The 15,480-nt window shown below is 48.1% G+C and carries 13 protein-coding genes; all 13 read right to left on the bottom strand.

Going from position 1 to position 15,480, the window contains the following annotated elements; translation table 11 throughout:
* Positions 1-26: 26 nt before the first annotated feature.
* Positions 27-2,237, bottom strand: coding sequence for a Stk1 family PASTA domain-containing Ser/Thr kinase (gene pknB / locus V6669_RS20450; RefSeq protein ID WP_338587858.1), 2,211 nt, complete (start codon positions 2,235-2,237; stop codon positions 27-29).
* A complete protein-coding gene (locus V6669_RS20455; protein WP_036614606.1) occupies positions 2,234-3,010 on the bottom strand; it encodes a Stp1/IreP family PP2C-type Ser/Thr phosphatase in 777 nt (258 codons plus the stop codon). The genes pknB and V6669_RS20455 overlap by 4 nt, the downstream gene beginning before the upstream one ends.
* A gap of 7 nt (positions 3,011-3,017) precedes the next feature.
* A complete protein-coding gene (gene rlmN, locus V6669_RS20460; RefSeq protein ID WP_017687452.1) occupies positions 3,018-4,058 on the bottom strand; it encodes a 23S rRNA (adenine(2503)-C(2))-methyltransferase RlmN in 1,041 nt (346 codons plus the stop codon).
* A 252-nt stretch (positions 4,059-4,310) separates the two neighbouring features.
* Positions 4,311-5,789, bottom strand: a complete 1,479-nt coding sequence (gene rsmB / locus V6669_RS20465; RefSeq protein WP_338587859.1) for a 16S rRNA (cytosine(967)-C(5))-methyltransferase RsmB — start codon at positions 5,787-5,789, stop codon at positions 4,311-4,313.
* Positions 5,786-6,739 carry a methionyl-tRNA formyltransferase gene (fmt, locus tag V6669_RS20470; protein WP_338587860.1) on the bottom strand — a complete coding sequence of 318 codons (954 nt, stop codon included), beginning with the start codon at positions 6,737-6,739 and terminating at the stop codon, positions 5,786-5,788. The genes rsmB and fmt overlap by 4 nt, the downstream gene beginning before the upstream one ends.
* Positions 6,740-6,751: 12 nt before the next feature.
* On the bottom strand, positions 6,752-7,240 hold the full coding sequence (def, locus tag V6669_RS20475) for a peptide deformylase (protein WP_017687449.1): 489 nt from the start codon (positions 7,238-7,240) through the stop codon (positions 6,752-6,754).
* Positions 7,241-7,356: 116 nt separating this feature from the next.
* Complete coding sequence (gene priA, locus V6669_RS20480; protein WP_338587861.1) at positions 7,357-9,906, bottom strand: primosomal protein N'; 2,550 nt, start codon at positions 9,904-9,906, stop codon at positions 7,357-7,359.
* A 3-nt stretch (positions 9,907-9,909) separates the two neighbouring features.
* Positions 9,910-11,145 (bottom strand): bifunctional phosphopantothenoylcysteine decarboxylase/phosphopantothenate--cysteine ligase CoaBC, encoded by a 1,236-nt coding sequence (coaBC, locus tag V6669_RS20485; RefSeq protein ID WP_338587862.1) that lies wholly within the window; start codon positions 11,143-11,145, stop codon positions 9,910-9,912.
* 138 nt (positions 11,146-11,283) lie between these two features.
* On the bottom strand, positions 11,284-11,496 hold the full coding sequence (gene rpoZ, locus V6669_RS20490; RefSeq protein WP_091028645.1) for a DNA-directed RNA polymerase subunit omega: 213 nt from the start codon (positions 11,494-11,496) through the stop codon (positions 11,284-11,286).
* Between the two features lie 157 nt (positions 11,497-11,653).
* Complete coding sequence (gmk, locus tag V6669_RS20495) at positions 11,654-12,226, bottom strand: guanylate kinase (RefSeq protein WP_017687445.1); 573 nt, start codon at positions 12,224-12,226, stop codon at positions 11,654-11,656.
* 13 nt (positions 12,227-12,239) lie between these two features.
* Positions 12,240-12,500 (bottom strand): DUF370 domain-containing protein, encoded by a 261-nt coding sequence (locus V6669_RS20500; protein ID WP_006209218.1) that lies wholly within the window; start codon positions 12,498-12,500, stop codon positions 12,240-12,242.
* Positions 12,501-12,551: 51 nt separating this feature from the next.
* Positions 12,552-13,451 carry a YicC/YloC family endoribonuclease gene (locus V6669_RS20505; RefSeq protein WP_076211386.1) on the bottom strand — a complete coding sequence of 300 codons (900 nt, stop codon included), beginning with the start codon at positions 13,449-13,451 and terminating at the stop codon, positions 12,552-12,554.
* Between the two features lie 19 nt (positions 13,452-13,470).
* Positions 13,471-15,360 carry a bifunctional homocysteine S-methyltransferase/methylenetetrahydrofolate reductase gene (locus tag V6669_RS20510; RefSeq protein WP_017687443.1) on the bottom strand — a complete coding sequence of 630 codons (1,890 nt, stop codon included), beginning with the start codon at positions 15,358-15,360 and terminating at the stop codon, positions 13,471-13,473.
* Between the last annotated feature and the right edge of the window lie 120 nt (positions 15,361-15,480).

Below are 15,480 nucleotides of genomic sequence, written 5' to 3' on the forward strand. Positions count from 1 at the left end.
ACTCCAGACGCCAGCATAAGCCGCCCTTATGGACGGCTTGATGCGTTAATGACTTCCTTTTTCTTCTCTTTTTCCTTGCCGTGCCCCTTACCATTATTCATGGCAGAAGTGTCCTCATCTACGCTCTCACCCTCACCGTCTGCCGGTGTGGACTCAGGTTCACCTTCCTGATTGGAATCAACACTTCCCTCATCAACGCTACCTTCACCTGGATCAGGCTCATTTTCTGGCGGCGTCTCAGTGCTTTGTTCCGGGTCAATGGAAGGTACGTTTACTGTTCCGTTTTTGGCTTCACTGTAGGAGACAAGATACGTATCCAGGAACTGTCCATCACGATAGACGGACACAGCCCCATTTTCATTTGGAGCAAGTACAAGTGGAATGGTCAAGATCTGGGTTGAGTTCACGGTGCGAGTTCCCCATTCCTGATTCTTGCCACGTGCATCTTCATATGTGATACGGATTTTACTGTTTTTGCCCTCTTCTTTGGGTGATACATTGATATCAAAAGGATATTGCAGCGCTTCAGGTGGATACCCTGTGCTGATAAAGATCGTAATCTTATCGCCAGGACTCACATCTGCGCCCGCTTCCACAGGCCATTGCTGCGTCACTTTGCCCTTTTCTACCGTATAACTTTGTTCTTCCTGTACCTGAGCAAGCTCAAGTCCAGCAGATTTAAGTTTTTCTTCGGCTTCACTGCGGGTAAGATTTTTCAGATCAGGCATTTTGACCGTTTCAGTACCTTTACTTACGGTTAACTCAATCTGAACTGTCTCTGGATCAAATTCCTCATTGACACCCGGTGTCTGGGAAATAACAGAACCTGAAGCCACATCATTGGAGAAGTCATCTTTCCGCTGAATCTGATCTTCCTTAATGCCAAGCGCAGTCAACTTCTTGACAGCCTCATCATAAGTTTCTTGTTTGACATCAATCATCTTCACCAGTTCTTTTTCTGCACCAACACTGATCTGGACTTCGGAGCCTTCTTTGACAACATCGCCTTCTTTTCTGCTCTGGTCAAACACAATACCGGGTTCGACACCTTCCTGGTACAGACGGATGACCTCATCACTGACGACGAGTCCTTTCTCCTCAAGCATTTCCCGAGCCTTTTCTTCAGTCTGGGTGATCACGTTAGGTACGGTAACTTCAGGTACAACCAACATACCCTTGACATACCATACAACACCCACCATGGCGATTAGAATAAGAACGGTTAATGAAATGAGTAGAGCTGGCTTCTTCCAGCTCTTCGATTTCGCTTTACCCTTGCCAGTTTCTTCGTCAGACTCCATCACAGGCAGCGCACCCGTCGATGTAACTCCACGCGGTTCAGGCTTGATCGCTGGCATTACGCGAGTCTGGTCTATATCATCCTCATCCGGAAAATCAATCTTCGTTTCATTTCGTCTCTCCGGCATCAGGCAAGTTTCCAGATCGGTCTGCATTTCTTTGGCCGACTGATAACGTTCCTGCGGATTTTTACGCATGGATTTTAAGATGACATTTTCCACACTTTGCGGAATCAATGGATTGAATTTGCGTGGTTCATCGAACTCTTCCTGCAAATGCTTCAATGCCACACTGATTGGACTTTCACCCAGAAACGGAAGTTGCCCGGTAAGCATTTGGTAAAGTACGATCCCAAGAGAATATAAGTCCGATTTTTCACCAGTAACGATGCCTTTGGCATGCTCTGGTGAGAAGTAATGTACAGAACCAACTACGGAACCGGTCTGCGTAATCGTTGTAGATGTAACCGCACGGGCAATCCCGAAATCCGTTACTTTCACACGGCCATTCCGGCCAATTAATATATTGTGGGGTTTGATATCCCGATGAATGATTTGATTATGATGTGCATGATCAAGAGCATCTGCAATCTGGGAAGCGATTCGCACCGATTCGTCCACCTGCAGAGGGGCGCGTTCTTTAATAATTTCATTCAGGTTTTTGCCTTCCACATACTCCATGACAATATAATGAACGTCATCTTCCTGCCCCACGTCATAAATGCTGACTACATTCGGATGAGACAGCGATGCTGCCGACTGTGCTTCCCTGCGGAAACGGCGAATAAACTCTTCGTCATGCACAAACTGTTGTCTAAGAACTTTGATCGCTACATTCCGGTTCAACAGAAGATCCTGGGCTTTGTACACAAGAGCCATGCCGCCACCACCGACACGCTCAATCACTTCATAGCGTCCGCCTAGCTGGTGCCCAATCATGACTCACACCCCGTTTCCGTATCCACGGAACCTTCCCTCTGCAACTCGAACAAAGCAACCGTGATGTTGTCGTCTCCCCCAGCAAGTAAAGCCAACTGAAGCAGTCGGTCTGCACGATCTTCCAATGCCAGTTCCAGATTGCCGGCAACCTGAATAATCTGCTCATTGCTGACCAGGTTACTGAGACCATCACTGCACAGGAGAAGAACTTCGCCTTCCTCCAGCTTGACGGTATCCAGATCTACCTTCACCTCGGCATCTGTTCCAAGCGCACGAGTTAGTACGTTGCGACGTGGATGATGGGACACATCCTCTTTGCTAATCTGACCATTTTTGAACAATTCATTCACCAGTGTATGGTCCTCGGTTAGCTGGATCACAGCTTTGTTCGCAATTTTGTAGGCTCTGCTATCACCGATGTGTCCAATAACACCTTCCGTATCGTTCAATAAAGCCGCAACTACCGTTGTTCCCATGTTGTGATACTTGTCATCTGTTGATGCAGTGCGGAAGATAACTTCGTTGGCATGCAAAATAGCATCGCTGAGAGCCGCAGACAGAGACGCATGTGACAGACCTGGTTCCAGTGTTCCCAGATCTTTCACCAACGTCTCTACTGCCAAGCGGCTTGCCGTATCCCCTGCAAGATGTCCACCCATGCCATCGGCAACAATACCCAGAATATATCCTGTATCGAGATTACGAATCCAGGCTGAATCTTCATTCACCGAACGCACTCGTCCGATATGGCTCACATGAACTGTTTTGATCAAAACGTTCTCACCTCAACTCCATATGCTTTGCACGAAGCTGACCGCAAGCGGCAGCAATATCATGTCCCTGTTCACGACGAATGGTTACATTAACACCCTGTTCCGAGAGAATCTTCTGAAAATTGAAAATGTCGCTTCTCGATGTTCTTACATATTTGCGTTCAGGTACATGGTTAACCGGAATCAGATTCACGTGGCACAACATGTTCTTAAGCACACTTGCCAGTTCTGCTGCATGCTCTGGCTGATCGTTTACCCCACCAATAAGTGCATACTCGAACGTAATTCTCCGACCTGTTTTGGCCAGATAATAACGAAGGGACTCCATCACGTCTTCAAAAGGAAAACGACGGTTAACCGGCATCAATTTCGAACGCAGTGCATCATTTGGTGCATGGATCGAAATGGCGAGGTTAATCTGTGTATCTTCATCTGCAAACTTGTAGATGTTCGGAACGATTCCGCTCGTGGATACCGTGATGTGACGCTGACCGATGTTCAGCCCTTTTTCATGAATCATAATGCGCAGGAAAGTCATCGTAGCTTCATAGTTTTCGAAAGGTTCACCCGAACCCATGATCACGATGCTGCTGACACGCTCGTTGCGTTCATCCAAAATTTTCTGAGCCTGCACAACCTGGGCAACAATCTCACCAGCCGTAAGGTTACGCTTGAGTCCACCCAATGTGGATGCACAGAACGTACAACCAATACGACAACCAACCTGTGTGGTTACACAGATGCTGTTCCCGTAATTATGCTTCATGATTACCGTCTCAATGGCATGATCATCATGAAGACCAAAGAGGAATTTAACCGTTCCATCCTTGGATTCAAACTTGGTAATTTCCTTAAGCGTTACAAATTCAAATTGCTCTGTCAGCTTTTCACGCAATGGCTTGGACAGATTGGTCATTTCACTGAAATCATTCACACGTTTTACATAAATCCAGTCAAAGATTTGGCCACCGCGAAACGCCGGCTCCCCATTCTCCACAGCCCATTGCTGCAGTTGTTCCAGAGAATAATCATATATAAAAGGTTTCATTTTGTTGTCAACACCTATTCCTTCTTTTCTTTTCGTTGGCTTCCTTCTTTTCGTTCCATTCGTCCTATTCTATCACAAAGACCACGTTACATCCATGTATACCCTTGATATCTGTACTTCATGCATTATAACATCTCAATGCCGCCATCGCACCCTGTCATCACATTCTCTGACAATTATATCGTAGTCCCATCACAAAGAAATCCGCCGAAGTTCCCCTCGGCGGTCATGCTTCCGTGCTCTATTAAACTGTTATTTCGCTGTTTTTGTCAACCGTGCGATGAAAAATCCGTCGCTGTGAGCGTATTGTGGCAAAATCTGAATACCACCGTTCACAACCTTCAAGTTCGCTGTCTCCGATTCAGACCAGACGGATGTTTCTGCTGGACTATATTCTGGATGTCGATTCAAGAAGTCTGTCACCATAACCTCATTCTCAGCAGGCTCAATGGTACACGTGCTGTAAACCAGAATACCCCCTGGTTTTAACAACGGTGCAACCCGATCAAGCAGTTCACGCTGCAAGTCTGCGATATCTTCGATATCTTCTAAGGTTTTGGTCCATTTCACATCAGGCTTGCGGCGAATAACACCCAGACCTGAACATGGTGCATCCAGCAAAATGCGGTCAAACGACGCTTCCGGATACCGCTCGTTCAGATCAAGAGCATCTCCAGTTACAGCATCGATGCAACTCAGACCGAGACGCTCCGCCTGATCCAATATCAGCTGACGCTTGTGAGCATGTACATCATTCGCGACAATACGACCGCGATCCTGCATTTTCTCCGCCATGTGAGCTGTTTTACCACCTGGAGCTGCGCAGCAATCCAATACAAGTTGGTCTTCTTCCGGCGCAACGGCTTCAGCAACAAGCATGGAACTTTCGTCCTGTACAGAGAACAAACCATCACGATACCAGGACGTTAGAGCCATATTTCCGCCACTACGTACAAGAATACCATCGGAACTCAGGCGAGAAGCTTCAACGACTGCACCTGTGCTGGCCATCTCATGCATCAGTTTCTCCCGTGTGGTCATTGTGGTGTTGACCCGGACACTCACCGCTGGCGGCTCATTATTCGCACGACAGATCGCTTCCGCTGTCTCTTCGCCGTACTGGGCAATCCAGCGTTCAACCATCCATAACGGGTGGGAATGCTCCAGTGAAATACGTTCAGCAACGGGTAGATGTTCTGGAATACGAAGTTCATCCCGATTGCGAATCATATTGCGCAGTACACCATTCACCATACCCGAGATTCCCTGATGGCCCAGTTTTTTCGCCAGATTAACCGCTTCGCTCACCACGGCATGCTCCGGAATACGATCCAGGTATATCATCTGATATACACTGATCCGCAGCAGGCTACGAACCCATGGTTGCAGTTTGGATACTCCTTTGGCGACGTAACGTTCCAGAAAATAATCAAGTGTATTCAATCTAGCGATTGTTCCGTACACCAATTCGGTAGCTAGTCCAGCATCCGCAGGGCTTAAATCCGCCTCTTTCAGACGACGGTTCAACTCCAGATTACTGTATGCTCCATCTTGCTCAACAGCACTCAGAACTTTGACTGCCAATGCACGAGCAGATGTTTTCGGTTTCTGGGAGCGAGATGCACCATCCGATTTACCCGAATTCGGACGACGGTTTCCTTCACGCCCGGATGAATTTCCAGTAGCTTTCTGGCCTTTTCCTGACGAACGACCTGGTATGTTACCGCTCATCGCAGCACCGTTCCAGGTTTCAGTGTACCACCGCGAGCAAAGTCAGCGGCCTGCATCACCTTTTTACCTGCTGGCTGCACTTCAGTCAACCAGAGAGAACCATTGCCTGTGCGGACTTCAATCCCTGCCTTGTTCAATTGCAGTACTGTTCCCGGCTCTGCTTGTCCAGCATCCGAAGAAGTTGCCTGATCCACCTGATTGGGGTTAGTCGCAGCCCAGACTTTGAAGACCTGATCATCCCACATCGTGAATGCACCTGAGAACGGCACAAGACCACGAATCTGATTGAACAGTTCGCGTGAAGTACGACTCCAGTCCATTTTCTCGTCATCCCGAGTCAGATTGCGAGCATACGAAGCCTCGGCATCATCCTGAGGTACCGCCGTTGTCTCGCCTGCAATCAATCGTGGCATTTCTGCCTGAAGCAGTTTGGAACCAGCCTCACTTAATTTATCAAACATCGATCCTGATGTATCTTCGTCCGTAATCGGCAGTTCCACACGCGAGATCATATCTCCGGTGTCCAGGCCTTCAGCCATATACATCAATGTGACTCCTGTCACGGACTCCCCGTTAATAATGGAACGTTGGATCGGGGCTCCTCCGCGATATTTTGGCAAAAGTGAGCCATGCACGTTCACACAACCGCGAACAGGCATATCCAGCACGGCTTTGGGCAGAATCTGTCCAAAGGCCGCGGTCACGATCAGATCCGGCTTCCATTCAGCCAAGCGGGCTACGGCTTCCGGATCACGCAATTTAACAGGTTGAAACACCGGCAGACCGTGGCGTTCTGCCGCGGCCTTAACCGGTGTTGGCGTAAGTACTTTTTTGCGTCCCTGTGGTTTATCAGGCTGAGTCACCACACCCACCACATTGTATCCCTCTGCCATCAGCATATCGAGAGAAGGAACTGCAAATTCAGGTGTTCCCATAAAAACAATATTCAAATCGATCACTCCTTAATTACGACGCGGTCCCGTTTGATCGGCTGCAATTTCGTACACTTTCTCGGCGACATCCGTAAAGAGTACGCCATCCAGATGATCAATCTCATGCTGGAATGCACGGGACAGCAAGCCACTACCCGTAATAATCAACTCTTTGCCTTCACGATCCAGACCTTTAACCGTAACGGTCTCGAAACGGCGAACATCACCATTAATTCCAGGGATACTCAGACAACCTTCCGGTCCAAATTGTTCTCCCTCACTTGCAATGATCTCCGGGTTAATCATCTTGATCAGCCCTTGCTCATCACCTGCGTCGATAACAATCAGACGTTTCAAAATTCCAACCTGCGGCGCAGCAAGACCTACACCTTCCGCATCGTACATGGTATCAGCCATATCATCCAGCAATTTTTGTACGTTCGGTGTAATTTTAGTTACTTCTTTGGCTCTCTTGTGGAGCACCTCATCTGGTTCTTGCACGATAATGCGAATCGACATGTTGTAAGCACCTTCCTAATCCTCATCATAATTTCAGGACGATATCTGTATTTTTGGGGTATTCATTTTAATCTATGTTTATACCGCTTGTTTACATCCGCATTGCTGCAAAATGCTTACATTAACATTTGCGGGTCTACATCCAGACTAATAAGCAATTTCTGCGCCTGAACATCATCGTCCATGCGCCGGGCCGTTGCCAGAGCAAGTCCTATGGCGTCTACATCCCCCCGCCATTTTATCATACATTGGAATCTGTATCTATTCTTGATCCGAGGAATCGGGGATGCTACCGGCCCCAGTACATCAAAGGCATCATTGCTGAATCGATCCAGACTGCCGAGCCATCCGGCTGCATTAGCCTTCTCTTTCAGTATTCGCGTGTAGTTCTCGGCAAGACGAATCAATACCGGAAGTTGCTCATGCGAAAAGGTCACCAGAATCAGGCGACAGTAAGGCGGATATTGCAAATTGCGACGGTGCAGCAATTCCTCACGTACAAATGACACGTAGTCATGCTGACTCGCATGGCCAATGGAGTAGTGCTCCGGCGTATAGGACTGAACAAACACCTCACCAGGCAATTGGTGTCGACCAGCTCGGCCAGCTACCTGTGTTAGTAACTGAAACGTTTTTTCGGCAGCACGAAAATCAGGCAAATTCAATGCTGAATCCGCTGTTATCACGCCAACCAGAGTCACATCCGGGAAATCAAGTCCCTTCGCAACCATCTGGGTACCCAGCAATACGTCAGCCTTTTTCTCACGAAACTGTTTTAGCAGCTTCTCGTGAGCCCCTTTTTCCGTTGTTGTATCCACATCCATCCGTATGACCCGAATACCCGGAAATAGCTTCGCAAGTTCTTCCTCAACCCGTTGTGTACCTGTACCAAAGTATCGAATATGCTCACTTCCACAATCCGGGCACACTTCCGGAGCTGCTTCCGCATACCCGCAGTAATGACAACGGAGATTATTGGAGCGCTGATGGTACGTCAGTGAAATATCACATTCGGGACAACCTGCCACATATCCACAACTTCGGCACATGACAAAGGTCGAATATCCACGGCGATTCAGCAGAAGCACCGTCTGTTCACCACGCTCCAAGCGCTCCTCTAACCCTTTGTGCAAAGCCCTGCTGAACATGGAGCGGTTGCCATCCTTCAACTCTTCACGCATGTCAACGATTCGCACTTCAGGCAGCTTGTTCCCCAGTGCCCGTGTTGGCATCTCTAGTAAAAGTGGTGCAAAATCATCATTACTTTGCGAGCGTGCCGCATAATAACTTTCCAGCGAAGGTGTCGCTGAACCCAGAACAACCACGGCCTGATGCTGCTGTGCTCTTTTTACCGCTACATCACGAGCATGATATTTCGGAGTTTCTTCCTGTTTGTAGGAAGTCTCGTGTTCTTCATCCATAATGATCAACCCAAGCCGACTGAATGGAGCAAATACGGCTGAACGCGCCCCAATCGCAACCTTCACCTGACCCTCACGAATCTTGCGCCATTCATCATAACGTTCACCGCCAGACAGACGACTGTGCATAACAGCAACTTGGTCACCGAAGCGCCCTTTGAAGCGCTCTACCATCTGTGGTGTCAGTGCAATCTCGGGCACCAGTACGATGGCCTGCCGATCCTGTTCGATGCATTGTTGAATGGTTTGGAGATAGACTTCCGTTTTGCCACTTCCCGTAACACCATGTAACAAAAATACTCCATGGCGTTGTTCCTGCAATCGGCCATTGATATTGTCGTAGACAAGTTTTTGCTCATCGGTCAGAACCAGCGGTTCAGTCGGTTTGAACGTCCTGCCCTGATAAGGGTCACGGAAGACCTCAACGTCCTCGGTGACGATCAGTCCCTTTTCCTCAAGCCCCTTAATCGTCGCAGCCGATACCTGTAGTGTAGATAACACTTCTTTCATCGGCATGGGCAGCAGTTCTTTCATTTCCAGCAAAAAAGCCAGAATCTCCTTCTGTCGCTGTGCTTTCGCCGGGAATGAAGCAAGTGCTTCCTGCGCAGCAGCAATATCTACAGCCAGATCAACGGACTTCATCGTTTTTTTATTTAACTTGTCCTTGATGGCCTGACTCTCCAGCAGTACACCACCAAGCAATAATTTCTTGATTAGTGCAGCATGATTGGGATATTTTCGACTCAGTTGTTGCAGCGGTACCTGACCCCGACTTTTGACAAAACGGATGATATCCTGCTGTACTTTCTCTGTCGTAGACTCTTCTCCCCAATCAAATAACACCTCATCATCCGGTTGTGCACCCGCCATCTGTCCATCAAGTACATCTCCCAGCGAGATGTATCGCTCTGCTTTCCCTTTCAATGCCGTCGGCACCATGACCTGCAATGACAAAATCCGGTTACTGGCGTAACGTCCACTCATCCATTCAGCCAACTCAACCAAATCCTTTGACAACGGGGGAACAATGTCCAGCAACTCCTGAATCTGCTTAAGCTTGAATGATTCCTCTCCGGTACGCGGCACAAGATCAATCACGAATCCCTGCACCGTCCGATGCCCAAAAGGTACACCCACCCGGCTGCCAATCTCGATCCATTCCTTCATCGATTCAGGTACCAGGTAATCAAACGGCCGGTCTGTTTCCTTCACGGGAACATCAACTATGACCTTGGCAATCTCCATATCCTAATTCCTCCCGGCAATGCGCTCCGCCGCAATCCGGAGCAACCGATGAGCCACATCGTCCTTGGCCAACACTGGAAGCTCCTCCACCAAACCTTCCCGGTCATAGATATGTACCGCGTTGGTGTCTGTTCCAAATCCTGCACCCGTGCGGGTTACATCATTGGCTACGATCAGATCACAGTTTTTCCGTTCCAATTTCTCACGTGCATACATCTCAACCGACTGAGTCTCCGCAGCAAAACCAATCAAAAACTGATGGGTCTTCTGTTTGCCCAGCGTTTCAAGAATATCTATATTTTTAACAAGTTCGAGCGACAATGTGTCGCCTTTCTTCTTGATCTTCTCGGTATAAACTTCCTTTGGACGATAATCGGCAACTGCCGCAGCCTTAACTACGATATCAGCATCGTCCCACTCGCGTGTTACGGCTTCATACATATCCTGTGCAGACTGTACAGAAATCAACTCAACGTTCTCCGGTGGCTTGGCTTGGGTATTGCCCATAACCAATTTCACATCCGCCCCCAGATCACGCGCAGCTGCAGCTATGGCAAATCCCATTTTGCCAGATGAATCGTTCGTAATGTATCGTACTGGGTCAATGCGCTCAATCGTACCTCCAGCCGTAACAACAACCTTCTTGCCTTGTAACAATGAAGCTTGTCCCTGCTGGCTAATGTCTGCAGACTCGCGCTGTTCAAAGAAACGTTCCACCACATCCACAATGCTCTCCGGTTCTTCCAGACGTCCCTTGCCCACATATCCACACGCAAGCAAACCTTCACCCGGTTCAATCATCATGGCGCCCCGTTCAACAAGCAGGTTCATATTATGCTTTACAGCTGGATGATCATACATATGTACATTCATCGCTGGAGCAATCATGACAGGGGCTGTCGTCGCAAGAAGAGTTGTTGAGAGCATATCATCTGCCATGCCATGCGCCATCTTGGCAATCACATTGGCTGTTGCCGGAGCAACCAGAACAAGATCCGCCAGATCGGCCAGATGAATATGAGATACAACTGCTGGTTCACGCTCATCAAATGTATCGGTATATACGGTGTTTCGGGTCAACGTTTGCAGCGTCAATTCGGTAATAAACTGTGTAGCGGAAGCTGTCATAATTACATGAACGTCCGCTCCCTTTTGTACCAGTCTGCTGCATAATGTTGCCGCTTTGTAAGCGGCTATGCCGCCAGTCACACCAAGCACGATTTTTTTACCGTTCAACATGTTTATTTCCCCCGATATTTATACGACGTCTAAGTAAGATTCCGTTAAAATATGCTTATTCGTAAAAAAATAACAACCTCGCGGTTGTCAATTAATCCGGCTTACGCCGTATGCAGTTGAAGAGCAGCCGCAGGCGGCTTACTCTTCTTCTTCGTCCTGTCCTTTGATGACAACGAGCAGGTCTCCATAGATTTCTTCCAGTGCAACGCCAACTTGTTTATGGGATCTCGCACCTCTTAAATCCGATTTTTCACCTTCACGTAGCTGTCTAGCCCGGCGGGAAGCAGCAACAACAAGGGAATACTTGCTGTCGACTTTGTTCATCATTTCATCAATAGAAGGATACAGCATATTAACAAACACCTCTTCGCATTAGTATAATCACAAGTTGCCGCCTGACAGAACTGATGTGGCATGTCTTCACACCCGGGCATTCCGAGAAGGAGTGCTTCAGTATATGATATGACAACTGCCCCACTTATATCGCATTCTGCAGCGGCAAAAGGGATTATTTATTGATCTTACAATGTTCGGCGATTATGATGCTTTCTATTCTCTTGCACGCCAAATCAATTTCATCATTAACAACAGCATAATCATACTGCTCCAGCAGACTGATTTCATCAACCGCCACGGACATCCGGTGATCAATGGTCGCTTGGCTTTCGGTACCACGGCCCTGAATGCGATCTTTCAGCTCGTCCAATGAAGGAGGAAGCAGGAAAACAAAGATGCCTTCCGGGAATTTCTCTTTCACTTTTAACGCGCCTTGAACCTCAATCTCCAGAATGATGTCGCGGCCTTCGTTAATCGTTTTCTCTACAAAATCACGCGGTGTTCCGTAATAATTACCAACATACTCCGCATGTTCCAACAATTGATCTTCAGCAATCATGTTCTGGAACTCTTCATGACTTCTGAAGAAATAGTTCACACCATGTTCTTCACCAAGACGAGGCTGACGGGTTGTCGCCGATACGGAATAGATCAATTCCGGCACCCGTTTGCGCAAAGCGCTGCATACAGTACCCTTCCCGACCCCAGATGGGCCGGACAACACTACCAGTAATCCCTTAGACATATTACACTCCATTTTATTCGTCGTTATCATCATCTTTCGAAGAAAGACGATGGGCGACCGTCTCAGGCTGAACCGCAGACAGAATGACATGATCGCTATCCGTAATAATTACGGCACGAGTACGTCTTCCGTACGTTGCATCAATCAGCATGTGACGATCTCTTGCCTCTTGTATAATTCTCTTGATCGGCGCCGATTCCGGACTCACGATGGATATAATCCGGTTCGCCGATACGATGTTACCGAATCCAATGTTAATGAGTTTGATTGCCATAATCAGGTTCTTCCCCCTATACATGCGACTCTTTTGCCGAAATGTGGCCGTTCATTCGATATTCGCAGCTTGCTCACGAATCTTCTCCAGCTCCGCCTTCATCTCGACAACACGATTCACCAGAGCCAAATGGTTGGCTTTTGATCCAATCGTATTGACTTCCCGATTCATCTCTTGAATTAGAAAGTCCAACTTACGACCTACGGGCTCATCACTCTTCAGCAGTTCCCTGCTCTGTCCAAAGTGACTCTGTAGACGCGTAAGCTCCTCTTCTATGTTAGAACGATCGGCAAACATTGCAATTTCCATACCCAATTTATGCTCATCAAAAGGGAAAGAGCCTTCTTCCTGCATTTCCGTAAGCCTCTGTCTTAGCTTGTTGCGGTAATCACTTACCACAGTCGGTGCAAGATCAAGCATCTCGGTATGCAGTGACTCCAGACGGGTAATCCTCCGTTCCAGATCACTGGCCAGATGAAGACCCTCGCGAGCGCGCATCTGTTCAAGGCTGGACAGAGCCTCTTTCAATCCTTCCTGCAAAACTCGCTCCCATTCGTCCTTCTGCTCTTCAGGAATGGAACTTGTCCCATCTGAATGAACCATGACGTCCGGCAGCCCAAGCATATCCACAATACTTGGTTTGCCCTGCATTCCATATTGGGTCTCCAGTTGCTCTGCAGCCTGCAGATAGGCCCTGACCGTCTGTTCATTCAGAACAGCGGGAAGAGCCTGGTCTTCCTCTTTTTCTTTCATTACATAAACATCAATCCGCCCACGTTTCAAACGACTCTGTACGATCTTCCTCAAACCATCTTCATAATACGTCCACTCTCTTGGCAGACGCATCATCACTTCGCAGTAACGATGATTAACAGATTTGATCTCTAATTGTACCTTATAGCCGCCAAAATGAAAGGCGGATTGACCGTATCCGGTCATACTGAATGACATCGGCATCACATCCGTTTTACTATTGTAATTGATTATTAGGGTTGAAACAAGTAGGACATTGATGCTCCGACTTCTCCCATACGTATTGAGTCAGTTCGGCCGTCATGCCGTAGAACATAAACGGTGTCATAAGATAGATGCCTTTGAAATGCGCTGTTGCTACGTCCAGCAATTCCTTGGCAATTTTCACCCCCATCGCACGGCCTTCTTCGCCTTCCAGACCTGCCATACGGGAACGCACTTCATCCGAGAGCTGAATTCCGGGAACCTCGTTGTGCAGATACTCTGCATTCCGTCCACTCGCCAGCGGCATTACACCTACAAAAATGGGCACATCCAGATGTTTGGTCGCTTCGTGCATTGCTACAATCAACTCAGGATCATAGATCGGTTGTGTCATGATGTAATCAGCGCCAGAGGCAATTTTCTTCTCCAGACGTTGTACAGCTTTCTCCAAATATTTCACATTAGGATTAAATGCCGCTCCAATTACAAAACCAGCTCTTTGCTTCAGCGGTTTACCTGAGAAAGCCACTCCATCGTTCAACTGTTTGATCATGCGTATGATTTCAAAAGAAGTCAGATCGTATACCGAGCTTGAACCCGGCAAATCACCAAATCTTGCAGGATCTCCTGTTACAGCCAGTACATGATTAATGCCCAGAGCATCAAAACCCATCATGTGTGACTGTGTTCCAATCAGATTCCGGTCACGGCAGGCAATATGCACAAGTGGACGAAGACCCGTGCGATCCTGAACGAGGTGACCCAGCGCCATGTTGCTCATCCGTGTAACCGCGAGTGAGTTATCGGCCAGTGTCAGGGCATCGGCTCCTGCTGCTTTCAGTGTCTCGGCACCCTTCATGAACTTGGCAATGTCCAAGTCACGTGGCGGGTCAAGTTCAACAATGACCGTGTGACGCTGCTTGACCAGATCAACGATTGTAGGCTGTCCTCCACGTCCGGAACGCTCATCCACATTTTCATGCAACACGATGCGCGGTTTGGATTCTGACGGATCAGGCTCCAGAATGGGCGAAGGCACATAGTCAGCAAGCGCCTCTTTCATAGCGGTAATATGATCAGGTGTCGTACCACAGCAACCACCGATAATACGAGCACCCAGTTCAGCAAATTGCACTGCCGTCTGACCAAAGTACTCCGGAGTCGCACCATAACGGAACTGACCATCCACATAATCTGCGGCACCCGCGTTCGGGTAGACGGACATTGGAATACCAATACGTCCGGAGACGGTTTCCATGGCACGCATAATCCCGTTTGGACCTGAGCGACAGTTAAAACCAATGACGTCCGCACCCTGCTCCCGCATAATACGGAAGGCTTCAGGCATTGTATATCCGTCCAGTGTGTGTCCTACATCCTCTACCGCGAACTGTCCAATCACGGGCAGATCACTTAGCTTGCGCGCTTGCAAAAGGGCAATATCCATTTCCTCGATATCATAGAAGGTCTCAAGCAAAATGCCATCCACGCCTTCATCAAGCAGTGCAGAGATCTGTTGTTGATAAAAGCGTTTCAGTTCACTCGTTGACACGTTCGTCCGCTTGCCACCTCGAATGGAACCAACTGCACCAAGCACATAACCGGTATCTCCGGCTACCTCTTTGGCAATGCGTACACCTGCACGGTTCACGTCCTCCACCTTGGACTCCAGACCGAACTTGGACAACTTGTCGTAATTGGCAGAATACGTATTTGTTTCGAATATTTCTGTACCTGCATCCCGATAACGGCGATGTACATCCGCCACCACTTCAGGTGAAATCAAATTTAATTCTTCATATGAAATCCCTACCGGGAACCCCATTTGGTACAGAAATGTTCCCATGGCCCCATCTCCAACGAGAACCCGTTCCTGCATAACTTTGCGCAAATCCGCCTTCATCCCATTTCCCCCCGCCTAGCTGTGATCATTTACATACTAATGTAACACAAAAAACGCTAAAAAACGAAGAAAAACACAGGTTTTTGATGAGTATCCAGCTCATATGGACTTTCTTGCCAT

Origin of the sequence: Paenibacillus sp. Y5S-9, assembly GCF_036894235.1 — a bacterium.
GTDB lineage: Bacteria > Bacillota > Bacilli > Paenibacillales > Paenibacillaceae > Paenibacillus.